Origin of the sequence: Mucilaginibacter pocheonensis (assembly GCF_031456535.1) — a bacterium.
Classification (GTDB): domain Bacteria; phylum Bacteroidota; class Bacteroidia; order Sphingobacteriales; family Sphingobacteriaceae; genus Mucilaginibacter; species Mucilaginibacter pocheonensis.
Map to the genome: position 1 here is coordinate 1,374,744 of NZ_JAVDUU010000001.1, position 16,953 is coordinate 1,391,696.

Below are 16,953 nucleotides of genomic sequence, written 5' to 3' on the forward strand. Positions count from 1 at the left end.
GGTGGTATTAAATTAAATATAAAACTGGTATATTAAATAAATTAAATAATTTATTCTGCTGATTCTTTTTAGGACATTTGCGACCTTTGTACTATCTACTACTGATACTTTTAAAATGAAATTAAATTTAAAACGCCCTTTGGCTTTTTTTGACCTTGAAACCACCGGCACCAATATCGGTGCTGACCGTATAGTTGAAATATCTGTAATTAAGCTACATCCTGATGGGAGCGAGGAAGTTAAAACCTGGCGTGTTAATCCCGGTATGCCCATTCCATTAGAGTCATCAATGGTACATGGTATTTATGATGAACATATAAAAGACGAATTGCCATTTAAAGATATAGCCCAGCTTATAGCTGAATTTATCGGCGAAAGCGATCTTGCCGGCTACAATTCCAATAAGTTTGATATTCCCATGCTGATGGAAGAGTTTTTGCGAGCAGGCGTGTCATTTAACCTTGATGAGCGCCATTTTGTAGACGTACAAAATATATTCCATCAAATGGAGCAGCGTACCCTAAAGGCTGCCTACCAATTTTATTGTGATAAAAAGATAGAAAATGCACACTCGGCCGAGGCTGATACCCGTGCTACTATGGAAGTGTTGCTGGCACAAATTGAACGCTATGAAAATATGGAATGGGAAGACAAGAAAGGTAATATTCTTATTCCGATTGTAGGTGACGTTGAGGCGCTGCATAAATTTACAAACCTAAGCAAACCGGTTGATTTTGCAGGCCGGATGGTTTATAATGAACAAGGCGAAGAACTTATAAATTTTGGCAAACATAAGGGCAAGCGTGTTGAGGATGTATTTAATGTAGAGCCAAGCTATTACGCATGGATGATGCAGGGCGATTTTCCGCTGTACACTAAACGTAAACTGGAAGAAATATACACCCGGTGGAATAGCAAAAAAGCAGCCGAGCGCCAGGTCAGGGCCGCAGCGCAGCCAAAGCCAGCCGAACAAAGCCCGCGTACGGATGCCCCCAAAGTAGATTATCAGAAAAAAGAGTTTACAAAACCCGATCATACCCGAACTCAGTATCCGCCAAAACCCTTTAAAAAGAAGGAAGAGCCAGCAAAACCTGTTGATGACGATATGCTGCAGCAATTGGCTTTAAAGTTTAAAAAAGGATAATTTAGATTTGAGATGTTAGATATGAGATTTGAGATTGTTTTAAAAAGACGATCCGAATAGATATAAACTCTTATAATTAACTTGTGAGGATTATTATTGATGATGCTTGTAAAATCAGCAGGTATTTAAAACACCACTGATATAAAGGCGTTGATCTCATATCTCATATCTCATATCTCATATCTCATTTCGAAGAAATTCAATATTCCTTTTGAGCCCCGTGAATTTGGTGCGTTTTACGGCTGAGTTTTTAAATACTTTTTGAAAAATATCCTGGGTGATCTCCTGCCAGTCGCCTGCCTTTAAATTAAGTAAGTCAGGGTGGGGAGTAAAAGCCGGCTCGGTATTAAGTACCGAAAAGCGGTTCCACGGGCATACATCCTGGCAAATATCACAGCCAAACATCCAATTGTCCATTTTGCCTTTAAACTCTGCTGGAATCTCGCCTTTAAGCTCAATAGTAAGATATGATATGCAGCGGCTGCCATCAACCACATACGGACCAACAATGGCATCAGTAGGACAGGCATCAATACAATTGGTACAAGTGCCGCAATGATCAACGGTGGGGGCCACGTCATATTCAAGTTCCAGGTCGATGATCAATTCTGCAAGAAAAAAGAAGGAGCCTGCCTTTTTATTAAGCAGGTTGGAGTTTTTACCTATCCAGCCCATACCGGCCTTTTTTGCCCAGGCCTTATCCAGAACCGGCGCGGAATCAACAAACGCACGACCGCCAACTTCGCCAATTTTTTCATTGATAACCTGTAAAAGCTGCCTTAATTTTTCTTTAATTACTGTATGATAATCAATGCCATACGCATATTTTGATATTTTTGGCGCCGAAGGATCAGCCTGCCTGTTATCGGTATAATAGTTAATGCCCAAGGAAATAACTGACTTTGCTCCATCAACCAGCAAGCGCGGATCAAGACGTTTATCAAAGTGATTTTCCATGTATTGCATTTCGCCATGCATGTTTTTTTTCAGCCAGGCTTCCAGTCTCGGGGCTTCATCTTCTAAAAATTCCGCTTTTGAAATTCCGCAAAACAAAAAGCCAAGTTTTTGCGCTTCATCCCTGATCAACTTGCTATATGTTGTCCTGTTTTGCATTACTGATGCAAAGATACTACAAAATAAAACGCATAAAATACCGCAGTTTTTATTTAGGGTTTATAGGTTTACGTTCAATGGTGAATATATTTTTAATAAAAAAGGCCTTTTTTATATTAATGGTGTGGTTTTTGTAACTGTTAAGAAAACATTTTACTATGCTTGAACACATGGATTATCTGCCCCGGCATGTGTTGGGTATGCACGCAGTTGGTAGTGTTACAAACAAAGATTATGAGAACGCATTGCATCCCTTGCTTAGTGAACAGGTGAAGCAAAACGGAAGAATCAATTTTTTATTGGTTTTGGAAACCAACATTCAAAACTTTACAGCCGGGGCCTGGTGCGGGAATATTGAAATTGGATTAAAGTACTTTTTGAGGTGGAATAAGCTGGCAATTGTGACCGATCAAAAAAGCTTTAGGGAATTTAGTCACTTGTTTAAATACATCCTTCCTGGAAAGTATAAGGGGTACCCATTGGAAGAATTGGACCAAGCGGTAAAATGGATAACAGAGAAATAATTACACATTATGGAAACGATAGGAAATAAAAGTAAGACAGTGATCAATAATGACGATTCTGATCTTCATAATGATGAGATAGGCGAAAATACGGGAGAAGATACTTTGCTGGCCAAACAGGCCAAATTTAAACCAGGCGAAGACGAAAAGCAACAGGCATCATCAAATACAGATCAAGGGCCCGCCGGCGAAAACCTGTAGTCATAAAATAGAACCGTTGATTTTAAATTGATCAATAAAAAAAAGCCGTTCTTTTAACAAAAGAACGGCTTTTTTTGTAATTAAGGGAATTTCCCGTGAGCTTAAAAGCTGTTTCTTACACTGTTGCTAAATGTTTTGGTGCTCCAATAGCCACTGTCCAATATTCTTCTCACTGTCATCAATGGATAATCAGGATCGCGTTTATCAGCCAATTGAAAGGCCATTTTGAAACCTTTCTTTTGAAACTCGGGCAAAACAGGTTTTTTCCAGATCCCAAAAGGGTAGGCAAAATAATCTATTTTTTTACCGGTAATTTCTTCCAATTTTTTGGTAGGCTTATCTATCTGGGTAACCCAGTCATCAACCGGCCGGATGGTTACCTTACCATTCTTGCCTATTATTTTCAGCTCGGAATGATGTGAGTATTTGTCAACGCGGTGGTGGTCCCAGGTGTGGCTTCCAATTACATTACCTTCATCTGATAGTTTTTTAACCATGTCAGCCGTCATATAATGCGGGCGGCCCAATGATACGGTCATCACAAAATACACTGCTTTAAAACCATACTTCTTTAAAGTTGGGTTGGCTATAGTGAACTGGTCAAGATCTGTATCATCAAAAGTAAGCATGATAGGTTTTTTGGGCAGTGCCGCACCAGTTGTAAGGTATGCATATAGCTGATCAGGCAAAATGGTATGATACCCGCTGTCGGCCAGCATCTTAATATGCTCCTTAAATGCCGCTATCTGTACAATGTAGTCTTTAGCCCCTTTGGAGTCGGTTGGTTTCCAGTCGCGTATCTGGTGATAGCAGACAACAGGAACTTGCTTACGGGCCATAATAGCAGCATTATTCGCTGGTGTACCGCTTGTTGCGGCTGGCGTTCCTGAACTTGTTGCAACTGCAACTGCTGTTTTATCTGAAGGTTTAGACTGGCAGGATATTGTGCCTAATGCACAAACGGTTAACCACACAAAAGCTTGTTTAAACATATTATAACGATGATTCTATTTAATGAGGCGAAATTAATAAATGTGCAGGTTTTACAATTATATAAAATAAATATTTATGAATCTTCTATAAAACTATTCTTTTTCCTTCTTTAATTGATCTTTTCGCGGCATCCAGTATCTGCATCACAATCATATTGTATTTTAATGATGAGCGATCATCACGTATCCTGTAAGCGTTTTTAAGGGCTGCGGTAAAATATGGCACAGGTGCATTGGCCGTTGATGCCAGTGGGGGCGCTTTAAAGTCCCTTACAGTATTATTTACCCTTACCTGAAGGCTATCGCTGTCAAAAGTGTGTATATAACCTTTTGCTCCAAAAATCTCCATGTCCTTTATACTGAAAGGCCAGTTCCATGATGCCTCTATTAAGCCGGTGGCATTAGGATACTCCACAATTATGGTGGCATCATCCTCTACCTTTGGATATACCGATGGTTTATAATGTTTGGCAACTGCAGTTACCGCTATCGGCCTTTGTCCTTGCATCAGCCAGGTCATCATGTCAGCTCCATAGCAGCCAAAGTCATTTAATGCCCCGGCGCCGTTAAGTTCAGGGTCGGTAAGCCAGCTTAAAAAATCTTCACTGCAGCCAATTTCCCGCGGGCCCTGGTGGCCGTCATGAAATACCATTTTGCGTATCATGCCGATACTGTCTGTTTTTACGGTGTTATAGGCGCTTTGTACAGATGGGTACCAGGTGGTCTCGTAATTGGTTAACAGTTTTATATAATATTTAAGCGCCAGGAATTCCATTCTTTTGGCCTGTTCAAGCGTAGCTGCCAATGGCTTTTCCACCATTACCGATATGCCTAAAGGCGCGCATGTTTCAACAATGTCAATATGTTTTCCAACTGTATTATAACCGAGTACAATGGTAGGTTTGCGCTTAACACACATGGTCTTCAGATCTTCAAAGAACAATGAATCTGGCAGATTATATATTTTACCAAACTTTTGCCACAATTTTTTATCGGACTCAGCAATGCCTACAATGTTTACATTCCCATTGCGGTATTCGTTTAAAATTAAATGGATATGGTCATGATTTAAACCGGCAATACCAACTTTGGTTCCTGTTGCTATCCTGCGTGCAATTAATGAATCTGCTTTTATTTTTGCTAATGAATCAGCCGGTGTTGTCTGTGCATCAGCTTTTGTAATATAAAACCCGCATAATATGGCAAAAGCTAAAAGCATTTTGCAGTGCTGTATAAAGCTTTGTTTTAGTTTTGTTTTCATCAGTATGTTGATTGATCTTTTGTTAAAACAGCGACGGGTTGCCGCCTAATTTAATTTTACCCAAATGTTTATAAGCGCTTTCGGTTGCCTCTCGGCCACGTGCTGTACGCATTAAAAAACCTTCTTGTATTAAAAAAGGTTCATATACCTCTTCAATAGTGCCCTCATCTTCGCCCACGGCAGTGGCTATGGTTTTTAAGCCCACGGGCCCGCCTTTAAATTTTTCAATAATGGTAATCAATATTTTATTATCCATTTCGTCCAAACCGTGCTCGTCTACATTTAATGCGTTCAACGCGTATTGAGCTATGGCAGTATCAATATTACCGTCACCTTTGATCTGGGCGAAATCGCGCGTGCGGCGAAGCAGGGCATTGGCTATACGGGGCGTGCCGCGGCTGCGGCGGGCAATTTCATAAGCACCCTCATCAGTAATGGGGGTTTTAAGGATGGATGCCGAGCGCAGCACAATTGTAGTAAGCAATTTGGCATCATAATATTCAAGCCTTGAATTAATGCCAAACCTTGCCCTTAAGGGGGCGGTTAGCAAGCCCGAACGGGTAGTAGCACCCACCAGGGTAAACGGATTAAGCGATATTTGCACCGAACGGGCGTTGGGGCCGCTCTCCAGCATAATGTCTATTTTAAAGTCTTCCATGGCTGAGTACAGGTACTCTTCAACCAGGGGACTAAGACGGTGTATCTCGTCGATAAATAAAATATCGCCTGTTTCCAGGTTGGTAAGCAAGCCGGCAAGGTCGCCGGGCTTATCCAGTACCGGGCCCGAGGTGATCTTAATGCCTACGCTCATTTCATTCGCAATGATATGTGATAGCGTAGTTTTACCCAACCCCGGGGGGCCGTGCAGCAACACGTGATCAAGAGCCTCGCCACGCATGCGGGCTGCCTGTACAAAAACTTTTAGGTTGGCTAATATTTTATATTGGCCGGTAAAATCTTCAAATTGTTGCGGACGCAGCACCCTTTCAATATCGCGTTCGGTATTGCTAAGGCGTTCAGATCCGGGATCAAGATGTTCATTCATTGCCAACGAAATTAGTATTTTATTTCGGATTTTGGATTTTCGATTTCAGAATTAAGGAATTTTATCTTCATTGTTACACGCAGATATTTTATCGGAGAAACAGCTGAAAATCTGAAACCGGACAATTCGAATTCTCAATTAAATCACCCTTCGGGATATTTCCTGAAAATACTATTGATCTTCATTTGTATCACCCCAAAAAACGCTTCTTTAAATATCCCGGTCGACATTTTGGAAGTACCGGCCGTGCGGTCGGTAAATATAATGGGAACTTCAACCAGCTTAAAACCATGTTTAATGCTGGTATATTTCATTTCTATCTGGAAAGCATAGCCCACAAATTTTATTTTGTCGAGCCTGACGGTTTCAAGGACCTTACGCTTGTAGCACATAAAACCCGCCGTTGAATCCCTAACGTCAATACCCGTAATAAACCTTACGTATACCGACGCAAAATAACTCATTAATACCCTGCTCATGGGCCAGTTAACCACATTTACACCATTGCTGTAACGCGAGCCTATAGCCGCATCAGCGCCATCAATACAGGCTTGCCTTAGTTTGAGCAGATCTTCGGGGTTATGCGAAAAGTCGGCATCCATTTCAAAAATGTAATCGTAATGATGTGCAATAGCCCATTTAAAGCCATGTATGTAAGCTGTTCCAAGCCCTTGTTTACCCGCACGCTCCTGAATAAACAGGCGCTCGGGGTATACGTTCATTAAATTTTTTACAATAATGCTGGTACCATCGGGCGACCCATCATCAATAATGAGCAAATGAAAATCATGAGGTAAGGAAAACACCTTACGGATCATCCGTTCGATGTTTTCCTTTTCATTATAAGTTGGAATTATAACAATACTATCGGGCACTTAAAAAATATCAGGTAAACAATGGGCAAAAATAATTGATTTGAGCCCGGTTTTAAAATAAATAAAAGCAGTTAACATTAATTAACTTACCTACGCTGTAATAACGTAGAAATTTATAAATTATTAGTGTCTGCTAAAACCTGATTTTCTATGTAAGGGTCAGTTATGTAATTGCGTTCTTTTAAGCGTGGTGCAACAAAAAGAAATATCAGGATAAACACAGCGATGAAAATAACAAAGAACCATTCATAGTTTGCGCCTTTAAGGTTATGTGCCCACCAGCCGCCGTCTTCTATTAAGCCATTAACAAGCGCGGTAATAAGGTTACCGAACGATACAACCAGGAACCAAATACCGGTCATGGTACTTTTCATTGATTTTGGTGAGTGTGTATAAGCGTATTCAAGGCCGGTAATAGATACGAGTACCTCGGCTGCTGAAAGTATCATAAATGCAAGCACCTGCCACCAAATGGAGGGTTTACCACCATGATCCAGGCTGGTGTGTATTATGCCAATTACCACGAATGATAAAACTGTTAAAACCAGGCCGGTACCAAGTCTTCGAAGCGGGGTTGTTTTTAAACCAATTTTGTCAAGCCACGGATATACAACATAGTTGAAAAATGGAATGAATAGAAGAAGAAACACCGTATTAACAGTTGATAACTGACCAGGCAGTACGGTGAACGAGGTAAAACCCAGGTTAATTACCCGATCCATTCTTTCGGCATATAGGGTCCATTCAGACAAACACTGATCCCAAACAGCCCAAAATGCCAATGCGAAAAAGAATACCGACATAACACGGTATACTGCCTTCACACCTTCAACGCGTTCGGGATCATAAGGGCCTTTGGCAACATCAAGCATAGATTGGCCCAGTTTGCGTTGACCTAAATGAGTTAGTGCATACCACGTTATAAATACCAGGTTATTGCGATTAACCCCTTGCGGAGGAACCTTTACATACTTTTTACGGCCCGAAAAAAATATGATGGTAGCCAGCGCCATCAGGATACCGGGGATACCAAAAGCCCACCTGGGGCCAAAGTGATCATAAGTCCACGGGATAGCAACGGTTGAAATCATAGAGCCGGCATTGATACTGAAATAGAACCAGCCGTAAACTTTCGAAAGCAGATCCTGGTTGGTAGCATCAAATTGATCGCCCACATTAGCAGATACGCATGATTTAATGCCGCCGGCGCCAATTGCAACCACAAGTAAGCCCAATTCAAAACCGCCAAGGCCGCCATCAAACATGGCCAACATTAAATGTCCCAAACAGTAAATCATCGATACATATAAGATCAGTTTGTATTTGCCAGTAAACCAGTCGGCCACCATGCCACCTACAAATGGCAAAGCGTAGGCCACCATCACAAATAGATGATGTAGCTTATTGGCTTTCGCGTTCGCCACATCGTTTAAAGCGTCTACATGATTGGGGTTAAAAAACTGGTTTACCAAAAAAAGTGTCAATATTGAACGCATACCGTAAAAGCTGAAACGTTCTGCCGCTTCATTACCAATAATATAGGGAACGCTCTTTGGAAATCTGGATTTTGGGGTAGCCGCTGCGGCTGGACTTTTTTGCATTATTTATCTGAAATAAAAAGTTGTTAAAAGTAGTATAAATCTTTTGATTCGGAATTTTATACTGAAAGTGTTACAAATTATACGTTAAATATTTTGATTTTAAGAGTGTGATAAAGATTTAATTTTTATTTGAATGTATGAGGCTCCTGTCCTTTGCAGCTTGTTTTTTAGGATCTATGAATTCTGCATCATTACCAGCAGGGATGTTCCGCATGTCAAGATTATCTATATACACCCACCGCCCGTTTTTTAGTTTATAACCATCATAGGTAAGGTCGGGGCCAAAAGCTGCAGGCTGGTCTTTCATTTTTTTATCGGGAGGAGCAAGGTGATCAAACACAATTAAATTTTGGTCGGGTATGTATTTAAGCAGCATTGACACCTGGCGGGCATATTCAAATACAACCCTTTTGCGGTTTTTGCCATTGCCATCAAAAACCGGCAAGCCAAAAACCGGCGTGTCATTGGTAAATGATAATACATCAATTACCTTTTTTGTTGATTTTACGGTATTCCCCTTCCAGCCTATCAGAATATAATAAGGTTTTTGTGCATAAACTGGGACAATCTTATAATACTGAGCTCCATACCATTTATGATTGTCGGTTACAGAATCTTCGGGGTTGGTTAGTAATGGAGAATAATCCTCAAGCGGGAACATTTTTAACGGGCCGCCGGTGTTCATTTGTACGGTTCCATAAAAGCGATAGGAACCATCCTGGTTAATAATATGCCAGCTCAGGATACGGAAACGGTTATCGGGCGAGTTAACTATACTGATGCTTTTAACTGAATCAAATGGAAACAGAAAGGAGTTGGGTGTTTTTAAGGCACTTACCAGCGTTTTGATAAACAGGTAATTGGCATTTTTTCGTTCAAGGTCATTCTCGTTATTAATGAATTTCTTTCCCAATGACGCAAGACTATCCTGGTAAATACTTAGTTGTTTTGTACGCGAATCCTCACTCAAGTGCTGGCCAAAAGTGTGGCCAGAAATAAAAATAGAGATCACGAATACACACAAACGCCTCATTACCATACCCTGTATTTAGAAATTAACATTTTTATAAAGCTACAAAGTTAAATAATATATCGGTTAGCTGTTGCAACATATACAACACTTGTTTATTGCTTTAATTAACGCAAATTCTCAATAACCATTGCGCTGGCACCGCCACCGCCGTTGCAAATCCCGGCCGCGCCGTACTTGCCATTATTTTGTTGCAATACAGATAGCAAGGTAACAATAATACGCGCACCAGAAGCGCCCAGCGGATGCCCTAAAGATACCGCGCCGCCGTTAACATTAACTTTGGCAGCATCCAGTTTCAAAAGCTGATTGTTGGCTATGGATACTACCGAGAATGCCTCGTTGATCTCAAAAAAATCTATCTGCTCGGCCGCTAAATTTGCACGGTGCAAAGCCAGCGGTATAGCTTTTGACGGTGCTGTTGTAAACCATTCGGGGGCTTGCTGCGCATCAGCATAGGATATAATTTTGGCCAACGGTTTAATACCCAGCTCCTCGGCTTTTTCCCGACTCATTAATACCAGGGCGGCTGCGCCATCATTCAGGGTTGAAGCGTTGGCTGCTGTTACCGTGCCGCCTTGTTTAAATACAGGCTTTAAAGAAGGTATTTTTTCAAACTTTACCGCTTTGGGTTCTTCGTCCTCTGCAAATAAAGTAATATCGCCTTTTTTATCTTTTAACTCAACAGGGGTTATCTCATTCCGGAATTTACCTTCATTTTGCGCTTTTTGAGCGCGTTTATAAGATTCAATGGCATAGGCATCCTGCTCTTCGCGGGTGATATTGCAATCAGTAGCGCAAAGCTCGGCTGCCGAACCCATATGATAATCATTGTAAACATCCCAAAGGCCATCTTTTACCAGTCCATCGGTGATTTGGCCGTTGCCTAAGCGATAGCCGTTGCGGGCCTTATCAAGGTAATAGGGTACATTGCTCATGCTCTCCATGCCACCGGCAACCACAATATCATTTTGGCCAATGGCTATACTCTGAGCCGCCAGCATGATAGCTTTCATGCCTGATGCGCATACTTTATTAACCGTAGTGGCTGGTAAATAGGGTAGACCAGCAAATATAGCAGCCTGGGTAGCTGGCGCTTGCCCCAAATTGGCCGACATCACATTGCCCATATAAACTTCCTGTATCTGATCAGGCTTTAAACCGGCTTTTTCAATGGCGGCTTTGATAACCTGCGAGCCAAGCTGCGTGGCGCTTATGGCTGCTAAACTGCCTCCAAAACTGCCTATAGGTGTACGTGTGGCAGCTACTATTACTACTTCTTTCATGTGTCCCTCATTAAAATTGGTGGGGCAAAGTTAGTGATTTTGCTTAAAGTGAAAAGCTATGCATGCATAATAATTTATTTTTGGAATCGGATCCCGGACTGCCACTTCTTTTATTGGGCTTTGCCTTCATTCTTAGCTTCAGAAACTTTTTAAAGCTATATTTTAACATTTTAAGGCTTAAAACGAGATGAATAGAGATCAAAAACTGATTAAAAACATATCAAAAAAATCAATTTTAACACTTTTTGAGAAATATCTGCGGTGTTGAGATTATTTTAAGAAGTATTAAGGTATTGGCTTATAATATGCTAATTTAAAAACTGCTGCAAACAGTTGCAATTTATCCATTAACAAAACAACCCGGCTTTCTGATAAAAGAAAGACCGGGTTATTATTGGCATAAAGATAAGCAATTATTCCGTTCCTTTTTTCTTTTTCGCGCTTTTTTTACGGCCAAGCAGGGCCTGTTGCAGCAGGTATTCGATCTGGCCGTTGGTGCTCCGGAACTCCTCGGCGGCCCAGGTTTCTATCTCCTTTAGTACGTCAGGATTAATACGTAATATAAATGCTTTTTTTTCTGCCATATCAACCTCCTACTCCCGCCGAGGCGGCAGCCCGTTCCTGCTTTAATAAAATTAAGTTTATACCCAATAAAGCCAGCAGGGGCAGGTTAGGTACGTTTTTGAGTTGGTTAAGATCAACTGAAACTTTGAAAGGCGTTTTAAATCCCAATAGCTCTGTTTTAAAGTTCATCATATCGCCGTATTGGGTGTTGGTTAAGGTAAACGTGCGGGTGAAAACCTTCTTTTTCAAATAAACCGCTTCAAACCCATCGTTCATGCTCAGCATTATTTTAGGCGACCACAGTTCAGGTGTAATTGTTCCTATTTCCATATCATTAGTATCGTGGATGAGTAACGACCGGCTAAATACACCTTTGCGCTTGATGATCCAGGTGTTATGCGCTGCAGCTAAAATTGACGAGGTTTTCCATAAATTTGCGTAACTAAATTTGCCATAGCTAAACTGGCCGTCGGTAAGCTCAAACCAGGGCCTGAAAAATCCATGGCGTATTACCGATAGCTCACCGGTACGCAGCTGATCAAAGCTTCTGAACTGATCCATGCTATTAATGATATAACGTTCCTGTATTAACCACCGGGTTAACGGCCTTATCGCCGCAAAGCACTACAAGCAGGTTACTTACCATAGCCGCTTTACGCTCTTCGTCAAGTTCAACAATGTTTTTTTCTGATAATTTTTGCAGGGCCATATCAACCATACCCACGGCTCCCTCAACAATAAGTCTGCGGGCTGCTATAATGGCCGATGCTTGCTGAACCTGCAGCATGGAGTGTGCAATCTCGGGCGCGTAGGCCAGGTGCGATATGCGGGCTTCCAATACCTCAATTCCTGCCCGGGCCAGTCGCTCGTTCAGTTCTTTTTCTAACAACAAACTCACCTGTTCAGCACCTCCCCGTAAGGTAATATGAGCTGTTTCGTCTTCCAGGTTATCATAGGGAAAAGAGTTGGCCAGGTGCCTTACTGCGGCCTCACTTTGTATATTTACATACTGTATGTAGTTTTCAACCGCAAAAACAGCATTGGCCGTATCTTTTACCTGCCACACAATTACAGCGGCAATTTCAATAGGGTTACCAATGCTGTCGTTTACTTTGAGCTGCTGCCCGTTGAGGTTAAATGCTCTTAATGATACCTTCTTTTTTACGGTGCAGGGGTTAACCCAAAAAAAGCCGTCTTTTTTTACGGTACCGATATACTTGCCGAAAAGCGTGAGCACTTTTGATTCGTTAGGGTTTACAATTACCAAACCGGGGAGCACAAAAATAACATCGATAACCAGGATGATCGATGCCGGCAATGCCTGATGATAGCCGAAGCAAATAGCGGCGATGACTAATGATACCAGGAACAAAGCAAATGCGGTAAAACCGGACGGAGGGTTGATGATTTTTTCAGATTCCATGATAAAGGTGATTTTAAATTGATATCATAAAGATATCAACTTTAAATTGATAAAAGCAAGAAAAACTGCATTTAACAGAAACTTATATTATTTTTGAATGGTTAATTAAATAAATGGCAAAACTATCTTCTTCGCGCCAAAAGGCTTTGCTGCGCAAATATGCCCGCAATGTTAAGTTTTTGATGATGCTGCTAAGCATCAGTCTTATTGTGTTTTTTTTACCCAAGCAGGCAAAATTCAGTTACGAATATGAAAAAGGACGTATATGGAACCAAAAGGATCTGGTATCGCCCTATAATTTCGCTATCTTAAAAACAGCACAGGAAATTAAGAACGACCAGAAAGCCGCCCGTGAAAGTGTAACACCCATATACCAGTTAGATCCTGCGGTTCAAGTTCAGCAAACAGAAGGTTTTAAAAACGATATTGAAATAAAATGGCATAACGCCGGTATTAATGACAGGCTTAAACCTCAGTATATTTTAGCCGCCACCAATCTGTTAAAAGAAATATATGAAACCGGTATTTTAAAGCTTAACGCCCAATACCAGGTAAATTCCGAGAATTATCCAATCACCATTTTAAACAAAAATGTTGCTACCGAAAAAAATACCAATGAGCTGTTTACCAAAGAAAAGGCTTTGGCTTATTGTGATAAGATACTGAGCAAGCGTACCGATCTTGACAAAGCCTTTTTGCTTGATCTGCTGCAAAACAGGTTGCAGAATAATTTAAGCTATGATAATAACCTTACCTCGCGATTAGTAAATGAGGCGGTTGACGGATTGTCTATCACCCGTGGCATGGTTCAAAAAGGGGAGGTGATAGTTTATAAGGGATCGGTTATTAATGACGATGTTTATCAAAAGCTGGAATCATACAAACAGGCCTTTGAAGATAATGCCCGCACCAATGGCAACCGCAAGCTGGTATTGCTGGGCCAGTTTTTACTGGTATCCATAGCCATATCGCTGTTAATGATATTTCTTTACCTTTTCAGGAAAGATATTTATGCCGATAACCGTTTGGTGGGATTGATATTACTGGTGATCACGGCAATGCTTGCCACCTTATCGCTGGCCATAAAAATGCAGCTGCCCAATTTGTATTATATACCATATTGTATAGTACCAATCATTATCCGCATTTTGTTTGATACCAGGCTCGCGTTAAATATTCACCTGCTTGTGGTGTTAATTGCCGGGTTTTTTGTACCCAACAGTTTTGAATTTGCCTATTATGAGATCACGGCGGGTATGGTATCCATTTACTCCATTAAAAACCTGATCCGGCGCGAGCAGTTCCTCATTTCGGCCGTTATCATCACTTTTACCTATTTTGTGGCCTTTTTGGGTATCACCTTTACGCGGGAGGGTACTTTCCTGGATATTGACTGGATGGATTTTTTACCCTTTGTGGTAAGCGTATTATTAACATTGCTGGCTTATCCGCTCATTTATCTTTTTGAAAAAATATTTGCCATTACATCTGATATCACCCTTATTGAGCTTACCAACACCAACGCGCCATTGCTGCGCGAACTGGCCTTTACAGCCCCGGGTACGTTTCAGCATTCGTTACAGGTAGCCAACCTTGCCGAAAATGCTATATATACCATTGGCGGCAATGCTTTGCTGGTAAGGGCAGGGGCGCTGTACCATGATATTGGCAAAATGGAAAACCCGTTGTTTTTTATCGAGAACCAAAGCTCAGGATTCAACCCGCATGATAAGCTGCCTTATGAAGAAAGCGCGCAGATCATAATCAGGCACGTAAGCAAGGGGATTGAAATGGCGCGTAAGGCAAACCTGCCCGAGATCGTGATCGATTTTATACGCACGCACCATGGCAATACGAGGGTGGACTATTTTTACCAGTCGTCATTAAAGAATTTTCCCGAAAAATTCATCAACGAGAACATTTTCAGGTACCCCGGACCCATCCCTTTCTCCAAAGAAGCCGGTGTTTTGATGCTCGCCGACTCGGTTGAAGCAGCTTCACGTTCGTTGAAAGAACCCGATGAGGAGTCGATAAGTATTTTGGTTGACAGGATAGTGAAGTATAAGCTTGATCAGAACCAGTTGAAAGACAGCAATATAACCCTGAAAGATATTGAAACCATCAAAACTATTTTTAAACGGATGCTGATGAGTATTTATCACGTACGGATAGATTATTAAAAATAGAACTTTTTTTTTGACGCGTAACTTGAATTACTATATTTGCAATCCCGAAAAACGGGGAACATATTGAAAAGAATATGGTGAGGTGCCTGAGAGGCCGAAAGGATCAGTTTGCTAAACTGACGTACGGGAAACTGTACCGAGGGTTCGAATCCCTCCCTCACCGCAATTAAGCGTCACAAAATGAATTAAAAGCCTGCAAATCAGATGATTGCAGGCTTTTGCTTTTTGCTACTCACCCGCTACTCACCCGGATTATACACCTGTTTTAAGCAAACAAGTGAGTAATAGGTGAGTAAACGGCCAAACGGCTGCTACTCACCAGAAGTGATCTAATTATCTGATGTTCAGCAAGTTCAGAAATTGAACATCTTGATTTTACGGTATCTGCAATGCTAAATTTGTTCACGTAAAATTTAGTAAAGATGAGTGCCAATTTTATGATGCTTTTTTTCCTGAGAAAGCCGAAAAATTATCAGGACGGCCCCTGGCCGGTCTACCTGCGCATTACCGTCAATGGTAAGCGATCTGAAACCACTACCGGGCGTGAATGGATGCCCGACCGCTGGAACGCCCGTGCAGGGCGCGCAAAGGGAACCGCGGACGGCGTAAGAAGGTTAAATGTTTTCCTGGACGGCCTCCAGCAAAAGGTTTATGAAGCCCACCGGTTATTGGAAGATGCCGGGGAACTGATCAATGCCGAAAATATCCGGGATGCTTACCTGGGTAAATACAATACCAGTCACTTGCTGATCGAAACGTTCAGGGATCATAATGACAAAATGGAAGCTTTGCTGGGTACGGAATACAGCAAAGGTACGATGACTTGTTTCCTGACCTCATTTAAGCACACGCAGAACTTTGTCAAATCCAAATATAGACAGGACGATATTGAAGTAATGCGGGTGGATAACGCTTTTATCCGCGACTTCGATTTTTACCTGCGCTCCCAATGCAATTGTGCCAATAATTCGGCGGTCAAAAACATCCGCAACTTTGGTAAGATCGTCCGCATCTGTATGGCTAACGGTTGGATAAAGGCTGATCCCTTTTTACACTATAAAAAAAGAATGAGAGTCGTTGACCGGGTTTACCTGACCACGGACGAACTTGACGAGGTGGCTCATAAAAATATAGGAACAGGCCGTTTGTCACAAGTGCGGGATATTTTCCTGTTTTGCTGTTATACGGGGCTGGCCTACATTGACGTGCAAAAGCTGCGTAGCAGCGATATTGTCAAGGGCGTGGACGGTGAGAAATGGATCGATATTAAACGGCAAAAAACGTCCACCTCTGCGCGTGTTCCGTTATTGCCTGCGGCGCTCAACCTGATCGCGCGGTATGCCGACCACCCGCATTGTGAACGCACCGGTAAAGTATTCCCGGTTTCCAGCAATCAAAAGATGAATGCCTACCTCAAAGAAATTGCAGACTTGTGTAATATAGATAAGCCCGTTACTTTTCATACTGCACGTCACACCTTTGCCACTACCGTAACGCTATTGAACGGGGTACCAATCGAAAGCGTGTCAAAAATGTTAGGGCATACTAATCTCAGGATAACCCAGCATTACGCTAAAATACTCGATATAAAAGTTGGTGCAGATATGGCTGCACTGAAAACGAAGTTTGCCTCACGATGAACAAAGCATTAAGATGCTAATTATCCTGCATCTCAATGAGGTACTGAAAGAGTTATTCAAAATATGGA

Annotated in this window: 16 protein-coding genes and 1 tRNA gene; 6 read left to right on the plus strand and 11 right to left on the minus strand. The window is 41.6% G+C overall.

Going from position 1 to position 16,953, the window contains the following annotated elements:
* The first annotated feature begins 115 nt into the window (after window positions 1-115).
* Window positions 116-1,144: an exonuclease domain-containing protein gene (locus J2W55_RS05695; RefSeq protein WP_310092949.1), complete on the plus strand. Its 1,029-nt coding sequence runs from the start codon at window positions 116-118 to the stop codon at window positions 1,142-1,144.
* 177 nt (window positions 1,145-1,321) lie between these two features.
* On the opposite strand, the gene queG is transcribed toward J2W55_RS05695, so the two are convergent.
* Window positions 1,322-2,257 (minus strand): tRNA epoxyqueuosine(34) reductase QueG, encoded by a 936-nt coding sequence (queG, locus tag J2W55_RS05700; protein ID WP_310092951.1) that lies wholly within the window; start codon window positions 2,255-2,257, stop codon window positions 1,322-1,324.
* A gap of 158 nt (window positions 2,258-2,415) precedes the next feature.
* Between queG and J2W55_RS05705 the strand changes: the two genes are divergently transcribed.
* Together J2W55_RS05705 and J2W55_RS05710 are read left to right on the plus strand one after the other, a co-directional pair.
* Window positions 2,416-2,781 carry a SpoIIAA family protein gene (locus tag J2W55_RS05705; protein WP_310092953.1) on the plus strand — a complete coding sequence of 122 codons (366 nt, stop codon included), beginning with the start codon at window positions 2,416-2,418 and terminating at the stop codon, window positions 2,779-2,781.
* A 9-nt stretch (window positions 2,782-2,790) separates the two neighbouring features.
* Window positions 2,791-2,982 carry a hypothetical protein gene (locus tag J2W55_RS05710; RefSeq protein WP_310092955.1) on the plus strand — a complete coding sequence of 64 codons (192 nt, stop codon included), beginning with the start codon at window positions 2,791-2,793 and terminating at the stop codon, window positions 2,980-2,982.
* A 101-nt stretch (window positions 2,983-3,083) separates the two neighbouring features.
* On the opposite strand, the gene J2W55_RS05715 is transcribed toward J2W55_RS05710, so the two are convergent.
* The 10 genes from J2W55_RS05715 to J2W55_RS05760 all read right to left on the minus strand — a co-directional run bounded on the left by J2W55_RS05715 (window position 3,084) and on the right by J2W55_RS05760 (window position 13,059).
* Entirely contained in the window at window positions 3,084-3,974 is an 891-nt protein-coding gene (locus J2W55_RS05715) for a polysaccharide deacetylase family protein (RefSeq protein WP_310092957.1), read from the minus strand.
* Between the two features lie 85 nt (window positions 3,975-4,059).
* A complete protein-coding gene (locus tag J2W55_RS05720; RefSeq protein ID WP_310092959.1) occupies window positions 4,060-5,235 on the minus strand; it encodes a Gfo/Idh/MocA family protein in 1,176 nt (391 codons plus the stop codon).
* 22 nt (window positions 5,236-5,257) lie between these two features.
* Window positions 5,258-6,280, minus strand: coding sequence for a Holliday junction branch migration DNA helicase RuvB (gene ruvB, locus J2W55_RS05725; protein ID WP_310092961.1), 1,023 nt, complete (start codon window positions 6,278-6,280; stop codon window positions 5,258-5,260).
* 143 nt (window positions 6,281-6,423) lie between these two features.
* On the minus strand, window positions 6,424-7,155 hold the full coding sequence (locus J2W55_RS05730) for a polyprenol monophosphomannose synthase (RefSeq protein ID WP_310092963.1): 732 nt from the start codon (window positions 7,153-7,155) through the stop codon (window positions 6,424-6,426).
* 113 nt (window positions 7,156-7,268) lie between these two features.
* Window positions 7,269-8,756: a POT-type proton-dependent oligopeptide transporter gene (locus J2W55_RS05735; RefSeq protein WP_310092966.1), complete on the minus strand. Its 1,488-nt coding sequence runs from the start codon at window positions 8,754-8,756 to the stop codon at window positions 7,269-7,271.
* Window positions 8,757-8,874: 118 nt separating this feature from the next.
* Window positions 8,875-9,789 (minus strand): hypothetical protein, encoded by a 915-nt coding sequence (locus J2W55_RS05740; RefSeq protein WP_310092968.1) that lies wholly within the window; start codon window positions 9,787-9,789, stop codon window positions 8,875-8,877.
* Window positions 9,790-9,893: 104 nt separating this feature from the next.
* Window positions 9,894-11,072, minus strand: a complete 1,179-nt coding sequence (locus J2W55_RS05745; RefSeq protein ID WP_310092970.1) for an acetyl-CoA C-acyltransferase — start codon at window positions 11,070-11,072, stop codon at window positions 9,894-9,896.
* Window positions 11,073-11,485: 413 nt separating this feature from the next.
* Window positions 11,486-11,656: a type II toxin-antitoxin system antitoxin gene (locus tag J2W55_RS05750; protein ID WP_310092972.1), complete on the minus strand. Its 171-nt coding sequence runs from the start codon at window positions 11,654-11,656 to the stop codon at window positions 11,486-11,488.
* A gap of 1 nt (window position 11,657) precedes the next feature.
* The gene (locus tag J2W55_RS05755) at window positions 11,658-12,197 is read right to left on the minus strand and encodes a hypothetical protein (protein WP_310092974.1); all 540 of its coding nucleotides are present in this window, start codon (window positions 12,195-12,197) and stop codon (window positions 11,658-11,660) included.
* Between the two features lie 4 nt (window positions 12,198-12,201).
* Entirely contained in the window at window positions 12,202-13,059 is an 858-nt protein-coding gene (locus tag J2W55_RS05760; RefSeq protein ID WP_310092975.1) for an SPFH domain-containing protein, read from the minus strand.
* 113 nt (window positions 13,060-13,172) lie between these two features.
* Between J2W55_RS05760 and J2W55_RS05765 the strand changes: the two genes are divergently transcribed.
* The 3 genes from J2W55_RS05765 (at window position 13,173) to J2W55_RS05775 (ending at window position 16,885) form a co-directional block, all read left to right on the plus strand.
* On the plus strand, window positions 13,173-15,239 hold the full coding sequence (locus J2W55_RS05765; RefSeq protein ID WP_310092977.1) for an HD family phosphohydrolase: 2,067 nt from the start codon (window positions 13,173-13,175) through the stop codon (window positions 15,237-15,239).
* Between the two features lie 82 nt (window positions 15,240-15,321).
* A tRNA-Ser gene (locus tag J2W55_RS05770) sits at window positions 15,322-15,408 on the plus strand.
* Window positions 15,409-15,667: 259 nt separating this feature from the next.
* On the plus strand, window positions 15,668-16,885 hold the full coding sequence (locus J2W55_RS05775; protein ID WP_310092979.1) for a site-specific integrase: 1,218 nt from the start codon (window positions 15,668-15,670) through the stop codon (window positions 16,883-16,885).
* Window positions 16,886-16,953: the final 68 nt, after the last annotated feature.

Excerpts from the sequence above, each read along its gene's own strand:
- J2W55_RS05705 (WP_310092953.1), top strand. The coding sequence starts at position 2,416 with ATGCTTGAACACATGGATTATCTGCCCCGGCATGTGTTGGGTATGCAC.
- queG (WP_310092951.1), bottom strand. The coding sequence starts at position 2,257 with ATGCAAAACAGGACAACATATAGCAAGTTGATCAGGGATGAAGCGCAA.
- J2W55_RS05735 (WP_310092966.1), bottom strand. The coding sequence starts at position 8,756 with ATGCAAAAAAGTCCAGCCGCAGCGGCTACCCCAAAATCCAGATTTCCA.
- J2W55_RS05695 (WP_310092949.1), top strand. The coding sequence starts at position 116 with ATGAAATTAAATTTAAAACGCCCTTTGGCTTTTTTTGACCTTGAAACC.
- J2W55_RS05715 (WP_310092957.1), bottom strand. The coding sequence starts at position 3,974 with ATGTTTAAACAAGCTTTTGTGTGGTTAACCGTTTGTGCATTAGGCACA.
- ruvB (WP_310092961.1), bottom strand. The coding sequence starts at position 6,280 with ATGAATGAACATCTTGATCCCGGATCTGAACGCCTTAGCAATACCGAA.
- J2W55_RS05760 (WP_310092975.1), bottom strand. The coding sequence starts at position 13,059 with ATGGAATCTGAAAAAATCATCAACCCTCCGTCCGGTTTTACCGCATTT.
- J2W55_RS05720 (WP_310092959.1), bottom strand. The coding sequence starts at position 5,235 with ATGAAAACAAAACTAAAACAAAGCTTTATACAGCACTGCAAAATGCTT.
- J2W55_RS05740 (WP_310092968.1), bottom strand. The coding sequence starts at position 9,789 with ATGAGGCGTTTGTGTGTATTCGTGATCTCTATTTTTATTTCTGGCCAC.
- J2W55_RS05745 (WP_310092970.1), bottom strand. The coding sequence starts at position 11,072 with ATGAAAGAAGTAGTAATAGTAGCTGCCACACGTACACCTATAGGCAGT.
- J2W55_RS05710 (WP_310092955.1), top strand. The coding sequence starts at position 2,791 with ATGGAAACGATAGGAAATAAAAGTAAGACAGTGATCAATAATGACGAT.
- J2W55_RS05755 (WP_310092974.1), bottom strand. The coding sequence starts at position 12,197 with ATGGATCAGTTCAGAAGCTTTGATCAGCTGCGTACCGGTGAGCTATCG.
- J2W55_RS05765 (WP_310092977.1), top strand. The coding sequence starts at position 13,173 with ATGGCAAAACTATCTTCTTCGCGCCAAAAGGCTTTGCTGCGCAAATAT.
- J2W55_RS05750 (WP_310092972.1), bottom strand. The coding sequence starts at position 11,656 with ATGGCAGAAAAAAAAGCATTTATATTACGTATTAATCCTGACGTACTA.
- J2W55_RS05775 (WP_310092979.1), top strand. The coding sequence starts at position 15,668 with ATGAGTGCCAATTTTATGATGCTTTTTTTCCTGAGAAAGCCGAAAAAT.